Source organism: Chryseobacterium tructae, assembly GCF_030409875.1.
GTDB lineage: Bacteria > Bacteroidota > Bacteroidia > Flavobacteriales > Weeksellaceae > Chryseobacterium > Chryseobacterium tructae.
The window spans coordinates 4406762-4432433 of record NZ_JAUFQR010000001.1 but is presented as its reverse complement, the minus strand read 5'-3'; the positions used below and the strand labels follow the sequence as shown (position 1 = coordinate 4432433).

The window sequence follows — 25672 nt, the reverse complement described above, 5'->3', positions numbered from 1 at the left end:
AAATTATTGCCCCTGAGAATTAATCTTGGGGGCTTTTTTGTGGAGAAGAGGATGGGAGCTGGAAGACCTTATAGACGAAAGATTAATTGATCTGTATTTTAACGAATGAGCATTTTGATAAGGATGGAAGATGGAGGCTGGAAGAGGGAAGTTCTTATAGACGAAAGAATAACTGATCTGCATTTTAGCAGGAATAATATAATAAGAAGCTGAATAGTTATCAACAGTACAAACAGTACCTCTATCTTCCATCTTCTATCTTCCATCTAAAAAAAAAGAACAGACAGACAAGTTTGTCTATTGTGTTTTTTTGTTCTATATTTGCCTTACAGAATAAAAATAATATGAAGACTCCAAGAGAAAGAATTATAGAAACCACATTCAGTTTATTTGCCAAACAAGGATATAATTCTACAGGAATTAACCAGATTATTTCAGAAGCGGAGGTTGCCAAAGCAAGCTTTTATCTTCATTTTAAATCGAAGGAAGATCTTTGTGTAGAATTTCTGAACGTAAGACATACGTATTGGTTTAATGAACTTCATACTTTTTCTGCCCAGTCAAAAAACCTCCATTCAAAGATTATTAGCGCTTTTGATTTTCTGATTTATATGAATGGAAAAGAGAGCTTCAGAGGCTGTAGTTTTCTTAATATTTTATCGGAAATCCCCATGGATAATGTTAAAATCCTGAATGTGATTCAGTCTCACAAATCAGATCTTAGGAATTATTTTTTAGAATTGATAAAAGATAAGGTAGTTTCCGATCATATCTATATGCTTTTTGAAAGCAGTATTATAGAAAGCCAGCTATTTAGATCGAATGAATTGATTGAAAAATCAAAAAAAATAATCACCAATTTAATCCCTTAAACAATGGAACAGAAACATCCGCTTCCTCCTTTCACTCTTGAAACGGCGAAGCAAAAAATTCAAATGGCAGAAGATGCCTGGAACAGTCAGGATCCTGAAAAAGTTTCCAAAGCTTATACAATAGACAGCGAATGGAGAAACAGAGATACATTTGTCAATGGAAGAGAAGAAATTGTTGTATTTCTTCAGAAGAAATGGGAAAAAGAGCTCAATTATAAATTGAAGAAAGAATATTGGGCACACACAGAAAACCGTATTGCTGTTCGTTTTGAATATGAATACCAAACCAAAGAAGGAAATTGGTTCCGAGCATATGGTAATGAAAACTGGGAATTTGATGAAAACGGTTTGATGGCTAAAAGATATGCAAGCATTAATGATCTGGCTATAAAAGAGGAAGAACGAAAGTTTAAGTAAAAGAATAAAGATCTGTATAATCAGCAATATTTAAGAAAGTCTTATTGTTGGAAAACGAAAGGGCGCAAAGAATTATAAAACTAACTGTTTTAAGACGCAAGAGAATCAAAGATTCTCAGCAATGAAAATGCATACAAATGCTCTTTGTATTGACTGTGTGGTGATGATATTTAACCACATAAATATATAGGGGTTGTATGTAAGTGGAATTAATTTGTGTATTCATAGTATTTTAAAAGGTTAACAGCCAAAAAATCTATAACTCACTCTTTTTTCCATGCAAAAGGGTATTGATCTTTCTTCGGGTCTGAATAGATACTTTATAAGCGCCATCCCGTAATTTTTGGATCTTTCCTACAGGCTGGAATATCGTTTTACTCTCAAAAGGATTGAATGAAAGCAATTCATTGCTACAATCACGGGGATCCAATAAAGAGTTCTTCTCTATTTTAACCTCACCAATTTTAATATAGGGCGAATTTTTCCACTCTGTATTAAGCTTATTGATAGGCTGGTCTTTCAGATCATAGCAAAGCTGAATCAAAACATCCGCCGTAAAATCATTATTCTGGAAATAATTTTTTAAAGCCTTTTTCATATTTTGTCTTTTATCCATATTCTTATTAACAGACTTGTGGCTCAGCTTTATTTTCATCATATAATCACCGAGACGATAAGCCCCCACAGAATGATAGTCAAAAGAGAGGATAAAATCATTTCTCTTGCTAAACAATTTTAAAGCATTTCTGATAAATGAAACTGTTAAAACAGATGGAATGGTTTTGATGATTTGCATGATCAAAGAAAACAGACTGCTCCAGCTTTTGATATAAGATTCATTAATGGCTGTAAACAATTTTAAAAAGGTAGAAACAGAATTAACCGGGAATAGCGGAAAGTTCGCCAATGGATAATTGGAGAGCAGGTTATTATTTTCATCTCTGATCTGAACAGCAAAACCATAAGCGGGAAGATCTCTTTTTGAGTTTTTAATCTTCATTTGTGCATTGGAAAGCCTTATGAATAAATCAAATTTTTCACTATCAAAAAAAGGTTTAAAAAACTCCGGAATAGACGGATCTACCCAAAATGTTCCCCTGGCTACGGCATAAGTTTTCGCATGAGCGTTTCTTGTAGCATAATTGACATCACTAATGGAAGAGGATTGTTCAACAAAATCTGCAATTGATTTCTTATTGATCTCAAGAAGTTTTTTCTCCTCTTCATTAAGTTCATCAAACTTCTTATTATATATTATCGGATTTGGCATTTAGTTTTTAAATCCAATTATAACGCCAAGTTTCGGAATTTGTGTTAAGAGATTATTACAATTATTTGAATTTTAAGTAAGCCTGATAAAAGGGCTGGCAAAATGGAATACCGTAAAATTTGAATTTTTACTATTGTTTCATTTAATGTATTGATAATTAGTTATTAATGTAATTTGTTAAACCTGATTGGCAAAAGGATTTAGAAAAAGGCTGATAGCCATTTCATGAGATGAATTTTAGATTTCGGTCTTTCAGCACCCATCTTTCAACTCTAAAAAAGCCTTATCTTTGTAAAAAATTATAATATGGGAGTAGCAGATTTGTTATTTAAGCGTAAAAAAGAATTAGCCGAAAAAAACCTTAAGGACGGTAAAGAATATATGGAAGAGTACGGTAAGAGAGAAAGTGTTGTTCAATTACCAAGCGGCTTGCAATATGAAATTATCACTGAAGGTGAAGGTGCAAAACCAGGGCCTAAATCTACTGTAAAATGCCATTATCATGGAACTACCATCGCCGGAAAGGTCTTTGATAGCTCTGTAAAAAGAGGTACTCCGGCATCTTTCCCACTGAACAGAGTGATTTCAGGTTGGACGGAAGCACTTCAGCTAATGCCTGTTGGAAGTAAGTGGAGACTGATTATTCCACCGCATTTAGCATATGGCGATCAGGAAATCAGCAAAGAGATCGGACCAAACAGTACTCTTATTTTTGAAGTAGAATTACTGGGTATTAAATAATCCAGCTTAAAAATAGATTAAAAAATTACCTGATTTCAGGTAATTTTTTTTATTTGTATTATATTCGTATTGATGAATTATATTGAAATTAATGGATGATTTCTAACAATGATTCAGTATTGCACAAAAACTAGTTTGCATGAAAAAGCTTTTTTCCCTCTTTATCGCTTTGGGTCTGCTTACTTCTTGTGTTTCCAAGAAGAATCAGCTCATCCAACAGAATATACTTACCTTGAAGGACAGCTATTGTAAAGCTCCCTTTAAGTATAATTACGGTAATAAAGTTCCTTCTTACAACTCCGATTCTATTTTAACAGCTAATAATGGGCTTAAAGAAATGTTTTCCGACCAGAGTATTCTGATCTTAAATGCATTGAATAACCTGGATGAAGTCCATAAAATTATTGATCTTAAAAAAGACTCATCTCTGGCTTCTCAGGTTAAAATTTTACAGCTTAAAAGCAAAATCAACAGCAGAATTACAATTGCTTTGACAGAATTGGATGCCGTTGCAGCAGAATTTGATTGTGAAGGGGAGAGAGTAGCACAAATAGGCAATTATGTAGATAATCTTAATTCATCCAGAAATAATAAATTGATCTTATATTCAATTATTGCAGGAGCAGCCTCATCTATTGCCGGTGGAATTGTGAAAAGCGATGGCTGGGATAATGCTATTGGAATTGGAGGTGGGGTTTTGGGAGCAGGCTTCGGTTTGGCAACTCTTAATCCGAAAGGAAAAAAAGTAGAATTTATTCATCAGAGAAACCTTTTGAGAGATATATGGCGTGGAAAACTTGAATCTCCAAACTTTCCGCCGTTTATATGGTATATGTATACTGAGAAAAAATTTTCCAATAGGGAAGAAAGATCCATTATCGGAAATATGAAAGAAAGATGGCTGCATTATCAATTTGATGATAATAAAGCGGCAGCAGATCAGTCTGTTATTTTCAGTGATGGTGGATTTTATAGGGCAGATGATCTTCATAATCGGGCGGCTATGCTCAATCAGATGCAATCGGCAACAAGAACCATCAATCAAAACATCAATTATTTACTGCTGGATCTGGATAAATTAATCCTTTAAGAAAAATTTAACTGTAATATGTTTTGTTACAATTAAAATTTGTGTATCTTTGCAGAGTAATTACAATGAACAATACAAGATTTGCTACGGCAATACATATCATGACCTTATTGGCGAAAGTCCTCAGGAGTGGCTTACTTCTGATTGGATTGCCGGGAGTATTAATGTAAACCCTGTCATTGTACGTAAAGAAATCAGTGTATTAAAGGAATCAGGTTTGATTATCAGCAGACAAGGAAAAGAAGGAGGAAGTCAGCTTGCAAAAGACGCAGAAAATATTACAATTTCTGAGATTTACAGATCCGTAAAGAATACAGAAGTATTGGGAAAGAAAAATCAAAATCCTAATCCTGCCTGTAGTGTAGGAAAAGAAATCAATAGTCATTTAAATACATTATTTGAAGAGACAGATCAGTTGGTAAGTAACTTTTTAGGAGACAAATCTTTGCAAAAATTCGCAGATCAGTTCGAATAAAATTTTTTACCCTTAAATGTAACAAAATTTATTACAATTTAATTAAAAAAAATAAAACATTATGAAAAAAGTAGCAGTAATTGGTGCAACAGGATTTGTAGGAGCACACATCGTAGCAGAATTAGCAGAGAGAGGATATGCAGTTGAAGCTGTAGTAAGAGACGCATCGAAGGTAAAAACACAAGAAAATGTAACAGCAAAAAGCGTAGATGTAAATAATGTGGCAGAATTAGCTGATGCATTAAAAGGAAGTGATGCGGTAATCAGTGCATTCAATGCAGGATGGACAAACCCTAATCTTTACAACGACTTTTTGAATGGTTCTGAAAATATTCAAAGAGCAGTAGAAGAGTCAGGAGTAAAAAGACTGATCGTTGTAGGAGGAGCAGGAAGTCTTTACACACCGGATCATGTTCAGATTGTAGACACCCCTGACTTTCCGGATGCTTACAAACCGGGAGCAACCGCTGCAAGAGATTATTTAAATAAGATCAAAGAAAATAATACTTTAGATTGGACGTTCTTCAGCCCTGCAGTAGAAATGAATCAGGCTAACGTAGGCTCAAGAACAGGAAAATACAGAACATCACTGGAAACTCCTGTATTCGATGCAGAAGGAAGAAGCCGTCTTTCAGTAGAAGATGTAGCGGTAGCTTTGGTGGATGAACTTGAGCAGAACAACCATATCCGCGAACGTTTTACAGCCGCTTATTAATCTAAAAAGAACAAAATGTTAAAAAGAAAGTTATTATCATTAATGACCATTCTGGGTTTCATCAGCATATTTGCAGGAAATCTGAAAGTAAAAGTATACAATCCCGGAACCAAGGCTATTTTTCCAATTACGTCTACCCTTATTTATGGAGACAAAGATGCCATGCTTATTGATGCTCAGTTTCAAAAGCAATATGCTGAACAATTAGTACAAGAAATAAAAGCAACCGGAAAAAATTTGAAGACCGTTTTTATTTCTCACAGTGATCCGGATTTCTATTTTGGATTGGACGTGATTAAAAAAGCTTTTCCTAACGTAAGAATTATTTCTACAGCACAGACGGCTTATCTTATTTCCGCTTCAAAGGATGATAAAATGGCTGTTTGGAAACCACAGTTAAAAGCAGATGCTCCATCAGAAATCATTATTCCGGAAGCTGTTACTTCCATCCCTGATCTTGAAGGAAACAAAATTGAAATCAAACAAAATCCTGAAGATCCGGCGCACAGCTTTCTTTGGATTCCATCTATCGAAACGATTGCAGGCGGAATTTCAGTTTCCATAGATTCACATCTTTGGATGGCAGATACTCAGAATGTAAAAGCTATTGACCAATGGATCGGACAGATTGCTGCAATGAGTTCTCTAAGACCTCAACAGGTTATTCCATCACATTTTGCAAAACAGTCTTTGTCTCCAGCCTCTCTGGATTTCGTAAAAGCGTATCTTGAAAATTACAAGAAAGCCGTTACTGAAAATAAAACTTCATCTTCCATTGTAAATTTTATGGTAAAGAGATTTCCTAATCTTCCCGGAAAAGATGAATTGGAAATGGGCGTAAAAGTTTTCTTGGGCGAAATGGATTGGGATTTAAAATCACCATATCCGGTCATCGGGAAGAAGGTAGAAGTTGACTTTGGAGCGGTAAAATTCCTTTTAGATTTTAAAGATAATAAAACAATGACATTTACCGGAACTGCCGGAAGTTCAATAAACAGTACAGATACTGTAGAATATACTGCAGTAGAAGTAGCAAAGAATATTTTTATGGTGTATTGGCATGAACCTCACCTGGGATTCAATGTAACTCATATTCAGGATTACAACAAAAATATAGTGTATTCTAATATTGCCGGAAAAGACGGTACTTTCACTCATCCTAAAGGGACTCTTAAGATTTTAAAATAAAAAGTAATTTTCAAAAGTACATACAGTCAATGTATGTACTTTTTTTATATTTGGAATTGAAAGGGTAAACAATTTGTATATCTTTGATTTCGCTTTTCTGGCTGGTGCTTTTCTTTAAAATTCCTTTTGTATAAGGCTTTGAAATGGTACTGATTTTTAATCAATAAAAGAATAACCAATATGAGATCAATTAAAATTTTACCTTTTTTATTATTGCTTTTGATGAGTTGTAGCAAAATAGCCACAACACCCGAAGATAAAAAATCCATTGAAGAAGTTCAAAAATTCTATGGAGGTAGTGTAGAGACTATAAAAGGGGCAGAATTTTTTAATAGTAAAAGTAATAATTATTTTGAGTTAAGCATTAAAGGAAGCGAGCTTATGAATAGGCAGCCTGATCGATCAATATCAAATGCTGCTAATATTGCCTATATAATTTATCAAAACCAAAATGCAGAAAAATATGATATCATTAAAACAAAAATAATTTTATCTGATGGTACCAATATTTTGAAATCCTTTTCTAAAGAAGAATTAGATGAAATTAAAAATATTTATCCTGAAATTGATAGGTTGAATTCGGCTTTAATAAATAAAAATTATGATGAAATTCTTGAAATGTTTGATCCTAAATTTAAACCGCAGGATAAGCTCCTAAAAGATGGACTTGCTGACATAGATTCAAAATTGGGCTCCATTGAAAAAATACAATTTCAGGGATTTGAATTTTTTGATGATTCGAATTTAGGGAGTACAATATTAATCCGGGAAGTAGGTAAGAGAGATACTAAGTTTCCTTTTATTAACCTTGTATTCAATAGAAAGACTAAAAAACTTTTAAATCTTGAATTTCCATAACAAACTTCTATTGTTTACAGATATTGCATAATAAAAATAAAAGGCTGTCCATGATTGGGCAGCCTTATTTTTTATAGATTCATAAACAATCTCGGATTTATCGGAGTATTGTTCTTATGTACTTCGTAATGAAGATGAGGGCCGGTAGAGCGACCTGAATTTCCGGATTTTGCAATTACCTGACCTACTTTTACCTTATCATTCACTTTAGAAACAAGCTGTGATAAATGGCCATAAAGTGTTGCTAATCCATTTCCATGAGAAACAATGACACAGTTTCCGTAACCTCCTTTCTGTCCGGAGAAAATAACCGTTCCGGCAGCGGCTGCCCTTACATCAGAACCGAATGCAACAGCAATATCCAATCCTTTATGAAACTGCATCTGATCCGCTTCAGCAGGAGGATTATTTTTTTCCATAGGAGCTGTTTTAGAAGTGGCTGTTCCAGCAACTGCTTTTGTAGCAGGAGCTGAGGCTGCCGGTGCAGAAGCTACAGGCGCCGCTTTTGGAGTTACCATTACTTTCACTTCTCTTTTATTTCCATAGCTGTCTGTAAGCTCAACAATTTTTTCTACAGGCTCAGCTTTTACTTCAGGTTTTGGAGCTGCCACAGCAACAGATTTAGCTTCGGTAGCAGCACTTGGCCTTACCGAAGCAAAAACAGTTTTAAATGGAATTGGATTTTTTCTTATTCCGAAATTAGATGAAATATATCCATCAGTAGGCATTCCCAATGGAACCTGCATCAGTTTTTTCTGCAGATCCATCAGATATTGGCTATATCGGTTGGCTTGCTTGGAAAGGTAAATAGAATTGGCAATACTGTCCTGATCAAGCATCATGAGCTTTTCATTCGAAATGTCTTTAGACTTCAGGAAAGAGTTCAGTTGAGAAACTGTCTGATCTACAAGAGTAAGATCAGTTTTCATTTTCAGGTAATCTACACTGTCTTTTTCAGTGTTTATTTTTACAAGGTTTACCTCATACATTTTGTCATCTCTTTCTGAGAAGAGCTTGGCAATAAAGATACCTTGTGCAAAAACTACTAGTAAAAGTCCTCCCAGGAGAATGTTTACGTTCTTCTTGCTGTTTAGAAATTTTTTCATATTTCCTCTCTTAGAATATTTAAAACGGTTTTAGGGCTGTAAATTTAATTAAAAATAAGGTTTGTTAGTTATTCTTAGTTAAAATTCAGTTTTTTCTGTATCTAACGTTAAATTGTATATTTAATTGTGTTGATGCATTATTTTTTTCAGAAAATCGTTTTTATCATACCTTCAGGCATCTTGTTAAATCTATGTTTAATATATTTGCAGTTCACATTCCAATTATGGCTAAAAAGAAAATTATTTCAGAATCTTCGAATCCAAAAAAGACTAAAAAGGATGTTTCTGTAGGAGTAGTAGGAAGCGGAAGTTTTGCAACTGCTATCGTAAAAATGCTTGTTGAAAATTGCAAAGTTGTGCACTGGTGCGTAAGAAGTGAGTTTGTAAAAGGAGCGATTGAGCTTCGTGGACATAACCCGACTTATCTTACCGCTGCTCATTTTAACCTGAAGAGTTTAAAATTGACCACAGATATCAACGAACTGGTTTCTGCCTGTGATGTCATTGTATTGGCGACACCTTCCATTTATCTTTCCGATACAATGGACAAGATGACTTGTGATTATTCAGATAAGATCTTTGTTTCTGCAATTAAGGGGATTATTCCTAAGGTAAATGATGTGGTAGCCCATTATCTGCGTGATGAATTTAAAATTGGTTTTAGGAATCAGGCAGTAATTGCAGGGCCTTGTCATGCTGAAGAAGTTGCGATGGAAAGACTTTCTTATCTTACCATTGCTACGGTAGAAGATGAAACAGCAGAAAAGCTGGAAGGAATTTTCAGCTCAGATTTCATTAAGGTACAAACGAGCAAAGACATTCTCGGAAATGAATACAGTGCCATTCTTAAGAATATTTTTGCCATCGGAGCAGGAATTGCAAGTGGATTAGGGTATGGAGATAATTTTACGGCTGTTTTTGTATCCAATGCGATCCGTGAAATGGAAATTTTCCTGGAGGCAATCTATGAAGCTCCAAGAGATGTAAATGAAAGTGCTTATCTGGGAGATCTTTTGGTAACTGCTTATTCACTTTTCTCAAGAAACAGAAACCTTGGAAATCTTATCGGAAAAGGATATACTGTGAAATCAGCGATCCAATCGATGAATATGGTGGCAGAAGGATATTATGCTGCACAATCTATTTATAAGACTTCAAAACAGAAAAATCTGAAATTACCGATTATTGATACCGTATATGCTATTCTTTATGAAGGTAAAAATGCAGAAAAACAGTTTAAGAAACTCACAGCAAAACTTAATTAAAAACAAGGCTCTGTAAACAGAACCCTGTTTTTTTAAATTATATTGAAGACTTAAGTTCTATACTTAAGTCTTTTTTTATTGGCTCATTTTAGTGATAATAAGAGCCAATGAAGAACGGATATTCAGATTACTGGCCGTAAATCCGTTTCCCGTATCAAATTCAAATTTTTGACGAATAGTGGTTGGAGCCGTTAAAGTTAAAAAATAGCTTCCCTGAAAAAAGGTAAAAGAGCTTGATAACTGACACATCCTATTGGTTTCTGTAATATTTGTTCCCGTTACTGCATTAATCATATATGATCGTGTACAGGTGAAATTTTGAGAAAGATATTGGGTATTGGTAGTTCCGTTATTGTTATTGGCATTACTGGAATCTACAGAATATCGAAGGATATAGGTACCAGCTGGTAAAGTAATCGTAGACGTATCTGTCCCTAGTGAAGCTGCTGTAATTTTATTAGCTGCTACAGTAAAATTGGTAAGGGTATTATTAGTACTTCCGGTAGGAATTAAGACACCAGAATTGATGATTAAAGACATCGATTGAGGCTCTGTTCCTGCAAGTATAAAACGCTGCCATTGATCTCTGACCCATACATAATATCCTTTGGGAAAAGTAGAAACTCCTCCTTTATTATAAATCATCAGACCATCTGCAGGATTAGCAATTGGCGTGGTTGTACTGTTGAGTACAGTAAGATCATATTGAGGGAAAAGTACTCCCTTATTGGATGAATTAATATCCAAGACACTGCTTGCATTAGGAGTGCTTGTATTAATACCAACTTGCGCTTTTATGGACGTACTTAATAGCATGATAGCCATACAAGCAATATAAATATGTTTTTTCATTGTAATATTAATTATTGATTAAGGGCTGATCTTTGAATATCAACTTTAGTATTGGTAATAATAATTTCTCCGTTATTGGGAGTGGTTCCTCCTGATCCCGATTGATAAGTTCCTCCTGCATCATGAGCAATAGACGGAACTAATGTAATAGGAGTTGTGGAAGTAGAAACAAAGGAAAAACTCATATTTAAGGTATGGGTTTTATTACTTGCTATGGATTGTGCATTGATGCTTATCGTTTTTCCATATTGAGTGCCCGAAACTGGGTCAACAAGTTTTACAAGATATTGATGCAAATGAATAGGAGTGCCTCCAATTCCAGCCGTGTTACTTTCCAATGTAGTCTTTATATTAAGACATATATTAACCAGATAGCCACTGTTTCCAGGAAGCGTAATTGCTCCTGATGTGGTGTTGTAAGATGCTCCGATATCATTTGAGAGTACTGTAAAAGAAGCATCCGTGAAATTTTTAAAAGTACCATTGGCAAGATTTCCCAGCATCGTATAATCTGTAGAACGTTGAAGAATCATATAACTTACAAGATTATAGGTATCAGCCATCTGAGTCCATCTGTTGTTTTTCCATATATAAAGACCAGGACTAATGGAGTTTCCTTTATTGTAGACGATAAGACCTTCTGCGGGATTAGCTACAGGAGTACTATTGTTCAATATGTCTATGATATCAACCCTTGGAAGAAGAACTCCCTTATTGGTAGATTCAGATACTTCCAATACAGCTGAGGCGTTTAATGCGGTTTTCCCAATTCCTACTTGCGCATATAATATTTGCCCTATAATTAATAATAGGAGGATATAACCTTTTTTCATGTGTTTTGTTTTTAAAGTTGTGAAATTTTAATATAGGATCCGGTTGGCATTACATTGACTAGATCATAAAAAGTACTATTTTGCATTCGTCCCAGTCGTAATCTTAGCCCTCCAATGATATTGGCGTTAGCATTAGCCGGTACAGTATAATAGTAAGACCATGTCGCCAAATGGTTGGTGTTTACTTTAGAAACAATCGGGACTTCTTTTCTTGTATTAGCTCCTGATACAAATGTATTGGTTGTGTTATTATACTGATCGTTGGTAAAATCTATAAAATACCCCATCAGATAATAAGTACTACCGGAAAGAGGAGCTGTACCACCTTGCCCGGAAGGACTTTCTTGAGGTGAATTTAAATTAAGATTTACTTCTACCAGGTAGTTTCCCTGAGGAAGAACCAGAGAATAGCCTCCTGTGCTTGTATTTTGAACAATTTTAAAACCATTGATGTTGGATACACCGGAGATTGCCGGAGGATTAACCAATAATTGAGTGTTGGCACCGGCAACAGCATTATCTAATGCCGAAAGACTTCCCGTGAAATCTAAATAAGCAACTTTAGGGGTATTTTCAGCATCAATTGTACTTTGCCATTGTTTAGTCGTGCCATTAAAAATATGTAAGGCTTTATTATTGGTATTATTGCCGCCATTAAAGCCAATAAGAGCATCAGCAGGAGAAGGAACGGGAGAAGTTGTACTACCAAGATTTGTAATATTCAGGTTAGGGAAAGTATTCCTTTATTTCCTCCTGAGATGGTTACTGTTGGCGTGCTTGTGTAGCCACTTCCTCCATTATTAATAGTGATACTGGTTATGGTACCATTAGTAAGATTGGCTGTAGCACGTGCTTTTGTGCCGCCATTTACAATAGATCCGCCACCATAAAAATTAATAGTAGGTGCTGTAGTGTACCCACTTCCGCCGTTGGTAATGGTAACTCCATTTATGGCTCCGCCAGATATTGTGGCAGTGGCCGTTGCAGAAACACCATTGAAGTTTTCGATATGCAAAATTGCACTGGGGTCCGGTTTGGACGTGTTGATTCCTACACTTCCGCTTTGGGCTAATGCCACTGTTGCGAAAAATGTACTTACGAAGTTAACAATTTTCATCTTTACTATGTTTACGAAATAATTTTAATTAAATACACAGGAATATGGTATTAAATCAATTGAAAGGTACGTATAAAAAATGGTTATTTTATGATTTTTTTATAGAATTAAATCGATTAAATTATGTTTTTATCAATAAAATGTGAGTTTTATCTTTTTATTTGTAAATAATTTTCACCTATTTTTGAAAAAATATATTAACGTAAACCATTATGGTTAAAGTATTTTATGTTATAAACTTAAATGAACTTAAATTTAAATAAGAAATAAAGGGTATAATTACTTACATTTTGGTGAATTATAGTAGAGGTAAAAAATAATGAATCTTAATAAAAATTTAATATTTGCAATTGTTATTATTAATCATTTCAATGTTACTTTATCGATACTTTCCATGAGATAATGTTGCATAATTAAGAAGTGTGTTTAACTCAAAAAATAACGTGTTAAAATCGTTAAACGCGTTTCTCTTTTTAAAACTTTTCCCGAAATTTGAACTAAAATTTAAAATTATGTCACAATCGCTTACAAGCAGAACACCGAAACCTAAATACGACGTTGTACTGATAGGGGGCGGAATCATGAGCGCTACTTTAGCCACGCTGCTTCATGAATTTGATCCAAAACTTGAAATTGCCATCTTCGAAAGATTAGGAAGGTTTGCTAAAGAAAGTACAGCAGCTTGGAACAACGCCGGAACAGGTCACTCCGCATTTTGTGAGCTAAATTATACACCGGAAAATCCGGATGGTACTATTGATATCAAGAAAGCAGAAAGTATCGCTGAGCAGTTTGAAATTTCAAAACAGTTTTGGGCATATTTACTAACGAAAGGATATATCCAGGAACCAAAAGATTTTATCAACTCTTGCCCACACATGAGCTTGGTATTTGGTGAAAAAGATGCTGAGTATCTTAAAAAACGTCATGATAAAATGTCTGAATCTGTTCTTTTTTCCGGAATGGAATTTTCTACAGATCATGATAAGCTGAGAGAATGGATCCCATTGGTCATGAGCAAAAGAAATAAGTCTGAAGTAATGGCGGCTACCAAAATGGATATGGGAACTGATGTTAACTTTGGAACATTGACCAGAAAAATGGGAAGACACCTTTTAGAGGATTCAAAAGTTGAAGTATTCTTATATCACGAAGTAAAAGATATTAGCCCTAGGGAAGATGGAAAATGGGATATGAAGGTAAAGGACAGAATCCACAGCCATAAACAAGAGGTGACTGCAGACTTTGTATTCATTGGTGCCGGAGGATATGCGCTTCCACTATTGGATAGTTCAGATATTAAAGAGAGTGAAGGATATGGAGGTTTTCCGGTTTCCGGACAATGGTTGGTTACTCATAATCAAGAATTGGTAGAAAAACACCAGGCTAAAGTATACACACAAGCAACAGTAGATGCTCCGCCAATGTCTGTTCCTCACCTTGACCTTAGAATCATCGATGGTCAAAAAGCACTTCTTTTTGGCCCTTTCGCAGGATTTTCTACAAAATTCCTTAAAGAAGGAAGCTATCTGGATTTGCCAGAAAGCGTTAATACCAAAAATTTAAAATCTTTATTTGGGGCATGGTGGCATAATCTTCCCTTGACTAAATATCTTATCCAGCAGGTAGCAATGACCAAATCGCAAAGAATGCAGCATTTAAGAGAGTTTATTAAAGATGCTAAAGAAGATGATTGGGAATTGAAAGTAGCAGGCCAAAGAGTTCAGATCATTAAAAAAGATGATAAACTAGGAGGAAAACTGGAATTCGGAACTGAAGTAGTAGTGAATAAAAACGGTACAATTGCTTCTTTATTAGGAGCATCACCGGGAGCATCCACAGCAGTACAGGCAATGCTTAACGTTATTGAAAAATGTTTCCCTGAGAAGCTTCACGGAGAATGGAAAGACAAATTGCAGGAAATGGTTCCGTCATATGGCCAAAAACTGGCAGAGAATCCTGAGCTTACTGAAAAAGTAAGAGAATATACGAAGGAAAAGCTAGAATTAGAATACTAATATTAATAATGAGCAATGAATAATAAGCAGCATAAACAGCATTATTCATTGCTCATCACTTATTGCTTATAAAGTTGGAAGAAATCGTTATAAAGCCGGTCATTGCAAAAGAACTCCTGGAAGCTCTTCAGACAAAAGTAGAAGAAGAGAAACAGGTGATCGTGCACTGCTGTTTTCCTGCCTCTCCATTTTTAGGAAATCTGATCAGGATCTGGCATTCAACCTATCTTTTTGATAACCAGTCTGAGCATAGAAGTAAACTGATTCATGCGGAGAATATTTCAATTTCTCCTTACTGGACGCCTGTACCTTTTATGCAGGATTTTTGGTTTACTTTAATCTTTTCAGGATTACCAAAGGATTGTAAAAGTTTCGATCTTAAAGAAGTGATCCCTGAAGAGGGTGGCTTTTTTGTGGAATCTATAAAAAGAAATTCCTCAGATGTCTATCGTGTAAAAATATCAGAATCTTATTGATATGAAAGTAAGGGACGAAAAGCTGGAACAAATTATTCATTGGGCAGAAAACAATCCGGATGTCCGGGCTGTTCTTTTAACCAGCTCACTGGTAAATCCCTATGCTCCGGTAGATGACTTTAGTGACCTTGATGTAGAACTCGTTTTTGAAAGCAGACAGGCTTACGAAGACCATCATGAATGGATTCAGCTTTTTGGAGAACCCATTTCCATGATCGAAGAAAATGATACCGTCTTTGATGGAAAACATGCCATGAAGATGGTGTTGTACAAAGACCATATAAAAGTGGATTTCAAACTGTACCAGGTCTCTGAATTTTGTAAGGAAGTTCAGGAGGAAGTACTTCCTGATGATTGGGATCTGGGATATAAAGTTTTGATTGATAAAGATAGTCTTACGAAAGATATAAAGAATCCCACGTATCAATCTATTATGATCCATCAGCCAACAGAAAAGAAATTTTCTCAGTTGCTTAATGATTTTTGGTGGGATACAACTTATGTGGCAAAATGTCTTAAAAGAGGAGATCTTTTCTATGCTAAATTCATGTCTGAAAATATATTGAGGACAGATTACTTAGTTCCTTTAATCGAATGGTATATTGCAAGCTCCTATGACTGGAATAATATAACCACCAACAAACACGGAAGACTCTTCAAAAAATATCTTTCTCCAGAATTATGGAATAGGGTAGAAGCTACTTTTTCAGGAAGTGATATTGAGGAAAACTGGACGGCCTTGTTTGCTTTTGCTGATCTTGTCCATGAACTTGGAAAAGTTTTAGCAGAAAGATTACATTTTACCTATCCTCTTCGGCTCGAAAATGATATCCGGAACTATCTTACCGAAGTAAAAGCCATTCCTTAATTTCAAGAAAACTCCTTTTGTTTGATGAGATTTTCAATACAATATTCTGCGATGGCTGTAATCGTTACAAACGGATTGACTCCAATTGTTCCGGGAATTAAAGAGCCATCCAATACATACAGGTTCTCATGATCTTTTAGTTTTCCAAATTCATTGGTGGCTTCACCTAAAACACAGCCGCCAAGTGGATGATAACAAATATCTGCTCCAAAACCATTCTTGAATAACAGATGACTTCTGGTACCCCCATTGGCGTTATTCATTTTTCGGATAAAATATTTGGCATTCTCTCTCATTTTGACGGTATTGCTTTCATCCCAATTCAAGATCATCTTCTGATTAATAGTATCATAAAGCACTTCACCTTTTTTATCTACTCTGTTGATGAGTAAATATAATGCCGTAGCGACATCCATTCCCATCGGCAAAGGAGCAATTTCAGTGAAAAATGGATGGTCTTTATCATCCCAGTTATCTATTCCGCCCACAGGAATTGTAGATTGTTTAGAACCTGTGCCTCCGGATAATGGCTTTACCCAGTTTCTACCAGTCATAAAATTGCCATTGTTTCCCCAATTCTTTCCGATTTTTTCATGAACTGGAAGGTTATTTACTGCATTGGAATGTAACAGAAGTTGTAGGGTTCCCATAGTTCCGGCAGAGAGAATCAGTTTTTTACAATTGAAAACTTTATCTGCAACATTATTTCCTGAGGTGTCAATTTGATGAACATGTAATGTGTAGCTTTTATCATCATTCAGTTTAATATGATCAACACAATGAAGATCCAGTATTTCAAGATTTCCGGTTGCCAGTGCTTTTTTCAGATAGGTTTTATCTAAACTGTTTTTTCCATGATTATTTCCATAAATGACTTCCGTGTTAAGGGCAGAGCGGGGAACTTCATTTCGAAATTCTTTTTCCATATATTTAAAATCATATACATTGGGTACCCGTATGGTTTTGAATCCTGCTTTATGGGCTTCTTCTTCACCTACTCTGGTGAATTTATAATAGGGACAGTCTTTTAAGAATTGTTCATCAATCACATTTACTTTGAGTTCCTCTCGTACCAGAGGAAAATAATAACTATAAAACTTATCAACATTAAGATGAGGGAAAACCTCTTTAAAGTAACTTTCTTTGGGAGTGACTGCCATTCCGCCGTTAACCAATGAACCTCCGCCCACACCCCTTCCTACCCAAATGTTAATGTTCTCAAAGTCCAGACGATCCAGGGTTCCGGTAAAAGGAGTCAGAGAAAATAAATTCATGAAAGGAGCAATGCTTTTCTTTTTAAGCCAAGCTGAACTTTTCCCAGGTTTCAAAAGGTTAGAAAAAGGAATTTTTGCTTTTTCCCAATTAAGCCCCATTTCCAGTAAAACAACTTTCTTTCCGGCTTCACAGAGACGCAAAGCCGAGACAGCACCCCCATAGCCACTTCCAACGATAATAATAGGAGCATCTACAGTTTCTTTTACCTTGTTGGTTCTTCGTTCAGCAGCTTGAAGAAGATCCGATTGCAGAAAATAAAAACCTGAAACGGCAAGTAAGCCCGTTTTGATGAAACTCTTTCTATCCATGGGCTGTGGAGGTCAAAAAGCATGCTATGTTTGTAAGGCAGGATTTTATTTAAAACAGATTATGCTTTTTTAGTATAGTTTTAACTTTTCATACTCTGAAAATTCATAGTTTTACTTATAATTTAAAAGCGCATGAAAAAATATATTTTGATCTTTTTACTGTTACCCCTATTGGTCTTTTCACAAAAAATAGATTCTAAAGAAATAATCGCGGTAAAAAAATTCCAAAAAGATCTTGATAAAGAATACCTGGATCCAAAGGAAACTCCTTTACGTGGAGATAATTTTAAGAATTTTAAAAAGCATCCATTTTTTCCGATTGATATGAAATATCGTGTGATCGCTACATTTGTTAAGACTAAAAATCCTCAGCCTTTTGAATTGCCAACGTCTTCAGGAAAAACAAAATCCTATAGAGAATACGGAAAAGCAACATTCCAATTTGATGGAAAGCCTTATACATTAACATTGTATCAAAGCCTGGGTCTGATCAAACAGGAAAAATATAAAAATGACCTTTTTCTGCCATTCCGCGATGCAACGAATGAAAAAGAAACATATGGCGGTGGAAAGTACCTGGATCTGAAAATTCCAAAAGGAAATACCATTGTTCTTGACTTTAACCAGTCTTATCATCCATATTGCGCTTATAATGCTTACGATTATAATTGCCCTATTGTTCCTGAGGAAAATAAACTTCCGATAGAAATACGGGCAGGGGTAATGTATGAAGATATTTATCACCACTAATTATGGTAAGGTTAGAATTTTTTAGGCCTGAAAAACATCTTTCTGAGCTTAGCTATGGTTTAGATGAAGAACAGCAGCGTTTTACTGCTACAGTAGACAAAGCCCTGAAAAATATTGGGGAAAGGAATGGACATGATGCGTTTCCTGTTACCATCCTGTTTGATACTACAGCTGCAGGCTTCTTTGTACTTGATTTTGGTGAGGATAAATTTGAGCTTACAGATAATAAAAATTCCGTTTTAGTGAGATCTTTATCTGTAAATCCCGATATGCAGGGCAAGGGAATAGGAAAGGTAGCAATGATGAAACTAGATGAATTTGTAAGAGATCATTTTAAACATTGTGATGAAATCGTTTTGGCTGTTAATCAGAAAAATGATTCAGCATATCATATCTATTTGAAGGCAGGTTATATCTATGATGGTAAAACGAGAGTCGGAAGAAGCGGGCCTCAATACCTTATGCATAAAAAACTTTAATAAAATTTTAAAATTATAATCTTTTTACTGCTGATTTCTTTCCATAACTTTGAGTAACATCAATTTACAAATATGGAAATATCACTTCACAATCAGGTTGCAGTAGTTACAGGAGCTTCCAGTGGCATTGGTTCCGGCATTGCAAAATCATTAGCTTCAGCAGGCGCCATTGTTATTGTTAATCATTCTTCACCAAGATCTCAGGGTGAAGCCCAATCTGTATTGAAAGAAATTACAGAGGCGGGAGGACAGGGAATTACATATCAATGTGATGTTTCTCAGGAAGATCAGGTGATTAAGATGTTTCAGAATGTCATTTCGGAATTTGGAACTGTAGACATTTTGGTCAATAATGCCGGAGTTCAGAAAGATGCTAAGTTTACTGAAATGACTTTAGACCAATGGAACGCTGTAATAGGAATTAACCTTACCGGGCAGTTTCTTTGTGCGAGGGAAGCGATTAAGGAATTTCTCCGCAGAGGAATAGATCCATCTCGTTCTATTGCCTGTGGAAAAATTATTCATATCAGTTCTGTACACGAAATTATTCCCTGGGCAGGGCATGCAAATTATGCTTCCAGTAAAGGAGCAATCAGAATGCTGATGCAGACTTTAGCTCAGGAATATGGAGCAGATAAATCCGTGTTAATTCTATTTGTCCGGGAGCGATCCAAACACCCATCAATAAAGATGCATGGAGTACACCGGAAGCACTCAATTCACTTCTCACACTTATTCCTTATAACAGAATCGGACAACCACAGGATATAGGAAATCTGGCTGCATTTTTGGCCAGTGATCTTGCTGATTATATTACCGGTACCAGTATTTTCGTTGATGGAGGAATGACTACGTTTGAGAGTTTCTCTACAGGTGGATAGGATTTTTTGGTTTAAAGTTTAAGAATTATTGTTATCAATACATTTTATAACAAATTACTTATTACTCATAATTAACGCTTATGTCAGAAAAACAGAGAGTTTCGGATATTTCATGGAAAAAATGGGGACCTTACGTCAGTAATCGTGAATGGGGGCTTGTTCGTGAAGATTACAGTGAAAATGGTGATGCATGGAACTATACCAGCCATGATACAGCGGAAGCCAAAACGTATCGATGGGGTGAGGAAGGCATCTGTGGCATCTGTGATGATCTTCAAAAGCTTGTTTTTTCTGTTGGTTTCTGGAATAAAAAAGATAAAATGATTAAAGAGCGGTTCTTTGGACTTACCAATGGACAAGGCAATCATGGAGAAGATGTAAAGGAGTATTTTTATTATCTGGATTCAACACCTACTCATTCTTATATGAAGATGTTGTATAAGTATCCTCAAAATGCTTTTCCTTATGATGATTTGATTAATACCAATGCTGAAAGAAGCAAAAATGAACCTGAGTATGAATTAATCGATACCGGAATTCTTGAACAGAACGAATACTTTGATATTTTTATTGAATATGTGAAAGAAAGTCAGAACGATATTCTTGTTAGACTAACCATTGTTAATAAAGCCGAAAAGGATGCAGCTCTCGTCATCTTACCGACAATCTGGTTTAGAAATACTTGGAATTGGGGATATGATGACTACAAACCTCAATTATCTGCTGAGGAAGCCAATCATATAAGGATCAATCATCAGGATCTTGAAGTAAAGAATATGTATGCAAAACAATCTTTAAAGACCTTATTTTGTGATAATGAGACCAATAATCAAAGGCTTTATCAGTCTTCCAATGGGTCAGGATATTGTAAAGACGGGATCAATGATTTTATTCTTACCGGCAATTCTCAATCAATCAACCCTAGCAATACAGGGACAAAAGCTTCTTTTTTTATTGATGATTATTTTAAAGCTAAAGAATCCAAAGTATATGAATTCAGGATTTCTGATAAGGAATTAAAAGATCCATTTAGTGATTTTGAATCTACTTTTGAGGCAAGACATAAAGAAGCAGATGAGTTTTATGCTGATATACAGAAAGGAATTAAGTCCGAGGATGAAAAATTAATACAAAGACAGGCATTTGCCGGAATGCTTTGGAATAAAATGTTTTACCATTATAATGTCGAAAAATGGCTGAAAGGTGATCCGGCAGAAATGCCCCCGCCTAAATCCCGGGAAAAAATAAGAAATTATGATTGGAAGCATCTTAATAATGAGCATATTATTTCTATGCCCGACAAGTGGGAGTATCCATGGTATGCAACCTGGGATCTCGCTTTTCATACCATCAGCTTTTCATTAATTGATCCGGATTTTGCGAAGCATCAGCTTAAACTTTTTCTGTTTGAATGGTATATGCATCCCAACGGGCAGCTTCCTGCTTATGAATGGAATTTTAGTGATGTGAATCCTCCGGTACATGCATGGGCAGTTTTCAGAGTATTTAAAATAGATGAATATTTAAAAGAAAAGCCAGATCTGGAATTTTTAGAAAGTGCTTTTCAAAAGCTGTTGATGAACTTTACCTGGTGGGTCAATAAAAAAGATATCAATGGAAATAATATTTTTGAAGGGGGATTCTTAGGGCTTGATAATATAGGTGTTTTTGATAGAAATTCCGTTTTACCCAATGGAGAACAGTTGGAGCAGTCGGACGGAACAAGTTGGATGGCCATGTTTGCCCTGAATATGATGCGGATTGCATTGGAACTGGCCTTGTATAATAATGTGTATGAAGAAATGGCGATGAAATTTTTTGAGCATTTTCTGGCCATTGCCAATTCATTAGATAATATGGGGGATGAAAAATTTAGCCTATGGGATGAAGAAGATGAATTCTTTTATGATGCTATTGCTTCCAATGATGGTACTCATATGTATTTACGATTAAGAACGATTGTAGGATTAATTCCCATGTTTGCTGTTGAGGTGATAGATGACGAAATGTTAGAAAGTTTACCTAATTTCAAGAAAGAATGAAATGGGTACTGGATAATAAACCGGAATTAGCAGCATTAGTTTCAAGATGGGAAGTGAAAGGGCAGGATTCTAAACATCTTTTATCTTTGTTGCGAGGACATCGATTAAAAAGATTGCTGGCCAGAATGCTGAATCCCGATGAATTCCTAAGTGAATATGGAGTAAGAGCACTTTCTAAGGAATATGAACAGAATCCCTATACAATAAATCTCAATGAAACCGATTATAGTGTAAGGTATACTCCAGCAGAAAGTGATAGTGGATTGTTTGGAGGAAACAGCAATTGGCGAGGCCCGGTTTGGTTTCCTATCAATTTCCTGATTATTGATAGTCTTCAGCGGTTTTTCTTTTATTATAGCCCGGATTTTCTGGTTGAATATCCTACCGGAAGTGGAAAATATTCGAATTTGGATCAGATTGCAGATTCTTTAAACAAAAGGCTGGCTAAGATATTCTTGAAAGATGAAAACGGGAAACGACCTGTTCATGGCCAGTATGAAAGATTTCAATCCGATCCTGACTTTAAGGATTATATTCTATTCTATGAATATTTTCATGGGGATAATGGTCGTGGAGTAGGAGCGTCTCATCAAACAGGCTGGACAGGACTTATTGCCAAAATACTACAGCCAAGGTTTTCCAAAAAAGAGATCGCTGAATCTGAAACAGAAATGCCCGAAGATGTTGAAGAAGATAAAAAAAATTAAAAAGGTTGAGGAAGCTGAAATAGTGAAGAATACTTCTATAGATGAGGTTGTAAAAAACAAAAACATATATGGGAAATACTGTAAGTTGTCTTTTATACTTTATCAATCAGCTTTCTTTGCCTTTATATTATTCAAATATCTGTTGAATGACTTCCAATGATGTAGGATTTTTAAAATCTGTAATATGGTAATGGTAATATACCAATAGACTGTCCAGAAAATCTTTTCTTAAGGAAGAATGTATTTTTACACTGTAAAGATTTTCAGCACTGATGATGTTCTTCCAGATTATAGATATTTCTTCATTGAAGAGCTGATGGGCTAGAATTGGAGAGAATGTTCCGGTTTCCGGATCTAAAAAGTTGCCTTCATCTATTAATGGAGCAACACCTTGTACTTTTAATATGACAAGCAAAAACAACAAATGACACTGATAGTTTTGCTGTTCAAGTTCATGAATAAAGCTTTCTATACTCAGAAAAATAGTAGGATTTTTATTTTCAAGTCTTAAAACCTGATTCAAAAAGTCTGCAATAAAGAATATGACAGTACCGGCCTTGATATCGGCAGACACATCATTACTTTTTACAAGTTCAAATTTTGAGATCGTGGGTATTCCATTACCTCTTACAGGGCTAATGGAGAAGTTAAGTTTATTCAAGGGTTGTAGGAAGGCTTTCTTTTTATTTTTTCTGGAATAAATTCCTTTTAGAAAATAAGACTGAAAACCATCCTCTTCAGTAAAACAATGCAACACTGCATCGTTCTCCCCATATTTGATGAATGAAAGTAAAAAACAGTTTTGTGTATTCATTAATTGACTACGCCTATCTTGGCTGTCGCTTTATCAGAACCATCTTCATTGGTCATTAATACAAAGTAAATTCCTGATGCCACTCTGGTACCTTTCTGATTATTAAGATCCCATTCATAATAACCTCCTCGCGCTACTGCCGAATGTACAACATTTCCTGCAGCATCCGTAATTCTGATGTTGGTTTTCTCTGCCAATCCTTTGATGGTAACTTTTCCTTTGAAATTAGAATACACAACAGGATTAGGATACACTACTACATCTCCGAAACCGGAAGTTACATCAGATACATCTCCCTGATAGGTTACAATCCCATTATACGTTACAAAATATACCTTTCCTGTTTTTCTATCGACCTTTATATCGGTAACACTATTGGTAGGAAGAGGAGAATTTTCCATGGTAAAGTGTTTTATGGTCTTTTGGCCATCTGCTGAAAGATAATAAACACCACCACCTTCTATAGAAACCCATTTGTAATCTCCTGCATCCACTTCCACCTGAAGAATACTCGAATCTCTGAAAGTTCCTCACCAAGACCGTTTTGCTCTATAATGATTGGCTCAACTTTAGGTTCTGGGCTTTTTATTTCTTTAGCAGCATTAGATAAAATTCTTAGGCCACTGTCTGTACCAATCCATGCATCTCCTGATTTACTAAAAGCTACACATATTGAACCTGCTGCATTAGCTGAAAACCCATTTGATTCCTTTAGTATATAATCTGTATCATCGGAAAGGTTGACCGCGTCTTTATAATCATATACCCAAAAAGAGTTAGCTCTTGGTAAAGGAATCCATAACATATTTTCATATGCTACCGGCTTTTGTACTGCAGGGCTTTTGAAAGCAAAAACTTTAAGAACAAAATCATCGGTAGCTTTATCATACATGGCTACCGCTGGGCCACCATCATTAAAAGCAAAAGTTGCAAAAATATTATTTTTTGTATCGGTAGCAAGACCTACAGTTCGTCGGCTATAATCTGTAGCTTGTACGCTATAGCGTTTTACAAAATCAAAATCTTTATTGGTTGTATTGTATTTTAGTTTATAAATTCCCTGATTTAGCATAGTATAATTGGTGAAGAGTACTTCACTATGATCAAGAGGGTTTAAAATAGCATCTAAAATATCTATTTCTCCTGGAAATGTATTAAAATAAGAAGGATAGATCCATTCTGTGCCATTAAAATAATAAAAACCAGGTCTTTTAGGATTGTCTACAGGGAAGTTATATCTTCCGGCTCTTGCACCACTGGAAACCAGAATCTGGTTATTCTCATATAGGCTTATTTTATGAGCAAAATTAAAATGAGGACCTGACGGTTTATAAGTATGATTACTTTCATCCTTTATTCCTGATAATACAGTTCCTCCAAATAGTCTTCCACCTGCTACGATAGAGGTGTTACATTGCTCTCCAAAATCTACAGCATTAGCATAAGTTCCATTAAGTCCAAAAGTATATACTCTGCTGTCTGTAACTACGATATTACTATCTGTTACAACCACATCCTTAATATTTGCAAGGTTGATCGGTAATTGTATAGGAGCTCCATTATTGTAGATGAATGCAGCCGTAGCAGAAGAAAATGCTAATTCTGATTCAGAGTCGATATGTTTGAATGCTCCGGGAATCTCAGTCACCCATGTAGAATATGCCGGGAAAGTATTATTCATTTCATGGCTCTTCAAACCAGAGTTCGTTACAGAATATACCTTGTTCCCGAAAATTGTAGCTTCATTACTGGCTTCAAATACGCCACCACTCAGGAAAAATGCAGAATCTCCAAATTCTTTCTTTTTTATATTAAAAATAGATACTCCATACCCTACGGAAATTGCTGCTTTATCTCCAGAAATAGAGATATGATTAATTTTTTTATTTCCATTATAGCCTGCAGCAATAGGAATATCAACAATATATTTTACTTCATTAGATGTTACTACATCTATGGCACCGTTTTCATAACCAATAAGCGCTGTTTTACTTTTGGGATCATAATCAAAGGCTGTTATCCCTATATTATGAAGACCATTTGCTTTAGACAACTTCGTAATTTCTCCTGTTGATATGGTATAATAAAATATCCCGTTTTCTGTAGCAGCTACAATTTTCCCATTGTCTTCCTTCATCGCTAAGACATTATTATAAGAAAAGAGATCTGCCCATTTTTTTGACGAAATGATCTGCGCTTTTGTAAACTGCAGAGAGGCTAAAATACCAAGAGAAATTAGAGAGAGTTTTTTCATG

At 35.3% G+C, this 25672-nt stretch carries 23 protein-coding genes and 3 pseudogenes; 16 read left to right on the top strand and 10 right to left on the bottom strand.

Translation table 11 applies throughout. The features are described from left to right. Positions 1-3 precede the first annotated feature (3 nt). The gene (locus QWZ06_RS21955; protein WP_290301122.1) at positions 4-252 is read right to left on the bottom strand and encodes a hypothetical protein; all 249 of its coding nucleotides are present in this window, start codon (positions 250-252) and stop codon (positions 4-6) included. Positions 253-344: 92 nt separating this feature from the next. Here QWZ06_RS21955 and QWZ06_RS21950 point away from each other — a divergent pair, with 92 nt between their 5' ends. Next, entirely contained in the window at positions 345-872 is a 528-nt protein-coding gene (locus tag QWZ06_RS21950; RefSeq protein WP_290301121.1) for a TetR/AcrR family transcriptional regulator, read from the top strand. Between the two features lie 3 nt (positions 873-875). Beyond that, on the top strand, positions 876-1289 hold the full coding sequence (locus QWZ06_RS21945; protein ID WP_290301120.1) for a nuclear transport factor 2 family protein: 414 nt from the start codon (positions 876-878) through the stop codon (positions 1287-1289). A 256-nt stretch (positions 1290-1545) separates the two neighbouring features. Here QWZ06_RS21945 and QWZ06_RS21940 read toward each other — a convergent pair whose 3' ends face one another. After that, complete coding sequence (locus QWZ06_RS21940; RefSeq protein ID WP_290301119.1) at positions 1546-2559, bottom strand: catalase family protein; 1014 nt, start codon at positions 2557-2559, stop codon at positions 1546-1548. A 306-nt stretch (positions 2560-2865) separates the two neighbouring features. Here QWZ06_RS21940 and bamJ point away from each other — a divergent pair, with 306 nt between their 5' ends. The 6 genes from bamJ to QWZ06_RS21910 all read left to right on the top strand — a co-directional run bounded on the left by bamJ (position 2866) and on the right by QWZ06_RS21910 (position 7626). Continuing rightward, positions 2866-3300, top strand: coding sequence for a BamJ family beta-barrel-assembly machinery protein (bamJ, locus tag QWZ06_RS21935; protein ID WP_290301118.1), 435 nt, complete (start codon positions 2866-2868; stop codon positions 3298-3300). A gap of 139 nt (positions 3301-3439) precedes the next feature. Continuing rightward, positions 3440-4390: a hypothetical protein gene (locus QWZ06_RS21930; protein ID WP_290301117.1), complete on the top strand. Its 951-nt coding sequence runs from the start codon at positions 3440-3442 to the stop codon at positions 4388-4390. A gap of 49 nt (positions 4391-4439) precedes the next feature. Beyond that, entirely contained in the window at positions 4440-4865 is a 426-nt protein-coding gene (locus tag QWZ06_RS21925; RefSeq protein WP_290301116.1) for an Rrf2 family transcriptional regulator, read from the top strand. A gap of 61 nt (positions 4866-4926) precedes the next feature. Then, positions 4927-5580 carry an NAD(P)-dependent oxidoreductase gene (locus tag QWZ06_RS21920; RefSeq protein ID WP_290301115.1) on the top strand — a complete coding sequence of 218 codons (654 nt, stop codon included), beginning with the start codon at positions 4927-4929 and terminating at the stop codon, positions 5578-5580. Positions 5581-5595: 15 nt separating this feature from the next. Further along, positions 5596-6768, top strand: coding sequence for an MBL fold metallo-hydrolase (locus tag QWZ06_RS21915; protein ID WP_290301114.1), 1173 nt, complete (start codon positions 5596-5598; stop codon positions 6766-6768). 180 nt (positions 6769-6948) lie between these two features. After that, positions 6949-7626, top strand: a complete 678-nt coding sequence (locus QWZ06_RS21910; RefSeq protein WP_290301113.1) for a hypothetical protein — start codon at positions 6949-6951, stop codon at positions 7624-7626. A 71-nt stretch (positions 7627-7697) separates the two neighbouring features. On the opposite strand, the gene QWZ06_RS21905 is transcribed toward QWZ06_RS21910, so the two are convergent. After that, positions 7698-8732, bottom strand: coding sequence for a M23 family metallopeptidase (locus tag QWZ06_RS21905; RefSeq protein WP_290301112.1), 1035 nt, complete (start codon positions 8730-8732; stop codon positions 7698-7700). A 224-nt stretch (positions 8733-8956) separates the two neighbouring features. Between QWZ06_RS21905 and QWZ06_RS21900 the strand changes: the two genes are divergently transcribed. Then, positions 8957-9997: an NAD(P)H-dependent glycerol-3-phosphate dehydrogenase gene (locus tag QWZ06_RS21900; protein ID WP_290301399.1), complete on the top strand. Its 1041-nt coding sequence runs from the start codon at positions 8957-8959 to the stop codon at positions 9995-9997. A 75-nt stretch (positions 9998-10072) separates the two neighbouring features. Here the strand turns inward: QWZ06_RS21900 and QWZ06_RS21895 are convergent, their stop codons facing one another. From QWZ06_RS21895 to QWZ06_RS21880, 4 genes are all read right to left on the bottom strand, one after another. Continuing rightward, positions 10073-10849, bottom strand: a complete 777-nt coding sequence (locus QWZ06_RS21895; RefSeq protein ID WP_290301111.1) for a phage tail-like protein — start codon at positions 10847-10849, stop codon at positions 10073-10075. An 11-nt stretch (positions 10850-10860) separates the two neighbouring features. Beyond that, positions 10861-11682: a phage tail-like protein gene (locus QWZ06_RS21890; RefSeq protein ID WP_290301110.1), complete on the bottom strand. Its 822-nt coding sequence runs from the start codon at positions 11680-11682 to the stop codon at positions 10861-10863. Positions 11683-11693: 11 nt separating this feature from the next. Continuing rightward, a complete protein-coding gene (locus QWZ06_RS21885; RefSeq protein WP_290301109.1) occupies positions 11694-12170 on the bottom strand; it encodes a hypothetical protein in 477 nt (158 codons plus the stop codon). Between the two features lie 233 nt (positions 12171-12403). Further along, on the bottom strand, positions 12404-12799 hold the full coding sequence (locus QWZ06_RS21880; RefSeq protein ID WP_290301108.1) for a hypothetical protein: 396 nt from the start codon (positions 12797-12799) through the stop codon (positions 12404-12406). A gap of 512 nt (positions 12800-13311) precedes the next feature. Between QWZ06_RS21880 and mqo the strand changes: the two genes are divergently transcribed. From mqo to QWZ06_RS21865, 3 genes are all read left to right on the top strand, one after another. Beyond that, entirely contained in the window at positions 13312-14817 is a 1506-nt protein-coding gene (mqo, locus tag QWZ06_RS21875; protein WP_290301107.1) for a malate dehydrogenase (quinone), read from the top strand. 74 nt (positions 14818-14891) lie between these two features. Further along, positions 14892-15293, top strand: coding sequence for a hypothetical protein (locus QWZ06_RS21870; protein WP_290301106.1), 402 nt, complete (start codon positions 14892-14894; stop codon positions 15291-15293). A 1-nt stretch (position 15294) separates the two neighbouring features. Continuing rightward, positions 15295-16161 carry an AadS family aminoglycoside 6-adenylyltransferase gene (locus QWZ06_RS21865; RefSeq protein WP_290301105.1) on the top strand — a complete coding sequence of 289 codons (867 nt, stop codon included), beginning with the start codon at positions 15295-15297 and terminating at the stop codon, positions 16159-16161. A 2-nt stretch (positions 16162-16163) separates the two neighbouring features. Here QWZ06_RS21865 and QWZ06_RS21860 read toward each other — a convergent pair whose 3' ends face one another. Next, the gene (locus QWZ06_RS21860) at positions 16164-17744 is read right to left on the bottom strand and encodes a GMC family oxidoreductase N-terminal domain-containing protein (protein ID WP_290301104.1); all 1581 of its coding nucleotides are present in this window, start codon (positions 17742-17744) and stop codon (positions 16164-16166) included. A 132-nt stretch (positions 17745-17876) separates the two neighbouring features. Between QWZ06_RS21860 and QWZ06_RS21855 the strand changes: the two genes are divergently transcribed. The 4 genes and pseudogenes from QWZ06_RS21855 to QWZ06_RS21840 all read left to right on the top strand — a co-directional run bounded on the left by QWZ06_RS21855 (position 17877) and on the right by QWZ06_RS21840 (position 22603). Further along, the gene (locus QWZ06_RS21855; RefSeq protein WP_290301103.1) at positions 17877-18494 is read left to right on the top strand and encodes a DUF1684 domain-containing protein; all 618 of its coding nucleotides are present in this window, start codon (positions 17877-17879) and stop codon (positions 18492-18494) included. Between the two features lie 2 nt (positions 18495-18496). Next, the gene (locus QWZ06_RS21850) at positions 18497-18973 is read left to right on the top strand and encodes a GNAT family N-acetyltransferase (RefSeq protein ID WP_290301102.1); all 477 of its coding nucleotides are present in this window, start codon (positions 18497-18499) and stop codon (positions 18971-18973) included. Positions 18974-19045: 72 nt separating this feature from the next. Then, positions 19046-19854 (top strand): annotated as a pseudogene (locus QWZ06_RS21845) (glucose 1-dehydrogenase). Positions 19855-19934: 80 nt separating this feature from the next. After that, positions 19935-22603 (top strand): annotated as a pseudogene (locus QWZ06_RS21840) (MGH1-like glycoside hydrolase domain-containing protein). 127 nt (positions 22604-22730) lie between these two features. Here the strand turns inward: QWZ06_RS21840 and recO are convergent. After that, positions 22731-23417: a DNA repair protein RecO gene (gene recO, locus QWZ06_RS21835; protein ID WP_290301101.1), complete on the bottom strand. Its 687-nt coding sequence runs from the start codon at positions 23415-23417 to the stop codon at positions 22731-22733. Further along, positions 23417-25671: pseudogene (porZ, locus tag QWZ06_RS21825) on the bottom strand (type IX secretion system anionic LPS delivery protein PorZ). The gene recO and the pseudogene porZ overlap by 1 nt, the downstream one beginning before the upstream one ends. Position 25672: the final 1 nt, after the last annotated feature.

Coding starts and splice junctions, on each gene's coding strand:
- QWZ06_RS21955 (WP_290301122.1), bottom strand. CDS start 252: ATGGAAGATAGAGGTACTGTTTGTACTGTTGATAACTATTCAGCTTCT.
- QWZ06_RS21950 (WP_290301121.1), top strand. CDS start 345: ATGAAGACTCCAAGAGAAAGAATTATAGAAACCACATTCAGTTTATTT.
- QWZ06_RS21945 (WP_290301120.1), top strand. CDS start 876: ATGGAACAGAAACATCCGCTTCCTCCTTTCACTCTTGAAACGGCGAAG.
- QWZ06_RS21940 (WP_290301119.1), bottom strand. CDS start 2,559: ATGCCAAATCCGATAATATATAATAAGAAGTTTGATGAACTTAATGAA.
- bamJ (WP_290301118.1), top strand. CDS start 2,866: ATGGGAGTAGCAGATTTGTTATTTAAGCGTAAAAAAGAATTAGCCGAA.
- QWZ06_RS21930 (WP_290301117.1), top strand. CDS start 3,440: ATGAAAAAGCTTTTTTCCCTCTTTATCGCTTTGGGTCTGCTTACTTCT.
- QWZ06_RS21920 (WP_290301115.1), top strand. CDS start 4,927: ATGAAAAAAGTAGCAGTAATTGGTGCAACAGGATTTGTAGGAGCACAC.
- QWZ06_RS21915 (WP_290301114.1), top strand. CDS start 5,596: ATGTTAAAAAGAAAGTTATTATCATTAATGACCATTCTGGGTTTCATC.
- QWZ06_RS21910 (WP_290301113.1), top strand. CDS start 6,949: ATGAGATCAATTAAAATTTTACCTTTTTTATTATTGCTTTTGATGAGT.
- QWZ06_RS21905 (WP_290301112.1), bottom strand. CDS start 8,732: ATGAAAAAATTTCTAAACAGCAAGAAGAACGTAAACATTCTCCTGGGA.
- QWZ06_RS21900 (WP_290301399.1), top strand. CDS start 8,957: ATGGCTAAAAAGAAAATTATTTCAGAATCTTCGAATCCAAAAAAGACT.
- QWZ06_RS21895 (WP_290301111.1), bottom strand. CDS start 10,849: ATGAAAAAACATATTTATATTGCTTGTATGGCTATCATGCTATTAAGT.
- QWZ06_RS21890 (WP_290301110.1), bottom strand. CDS start 11,682: ATGAAAAAAGGTTATATCCTCCTATTATTAATTATAGGGCAAATATTA.
- QWZ06_RS21880 (WP_290301108.1), bottom strand. CDS start 12,799: ATGAAAATTGTTAACTTCGTAAGTACATTTTTCGCAACAGTGGCATTA.
- mqo (WP_290301107.1), top strand. CDS start 13,312: ATGTCACAATCGCTTACAAGCAGAACACCGAAACCTAAATACGACGTT.
- QWZ06_RS21865 (WP_290301105.1), top strand. CDS start 15,295: ATGAAAGTAAGGGACGAAAAGCTGGAACAAATTATTCATTGGGCAGAA.
- QWZ06_RS21860 (WP_290301104.1), bottom strand. CDS start 17,744: ATGGATAGAAAGAGTTTCATCAAAACGGGCTTACTTGCCGTTTCAGGT.
- QWZ06_RS21855 (WP_290301103.1), top strand. CDS start 17,877: ATGAAAAAATATATTTTGATCTTTTTACTGTTACCCCTATTGGTCTTT.
- QWZ06_RS21850 (WP_290301102.1), top strand. CDS start 18,497: ATGGTAAGGTTAGAATTTTTTAGGCCTGAAAAACATCTTTCTGAGCTT.
- recO (WP_290301101.1), bottom strand. CDS start 23,417: ATGAATACACAAAACTGTTTTTTACTTTCATTCATCAAATATGGGGAG.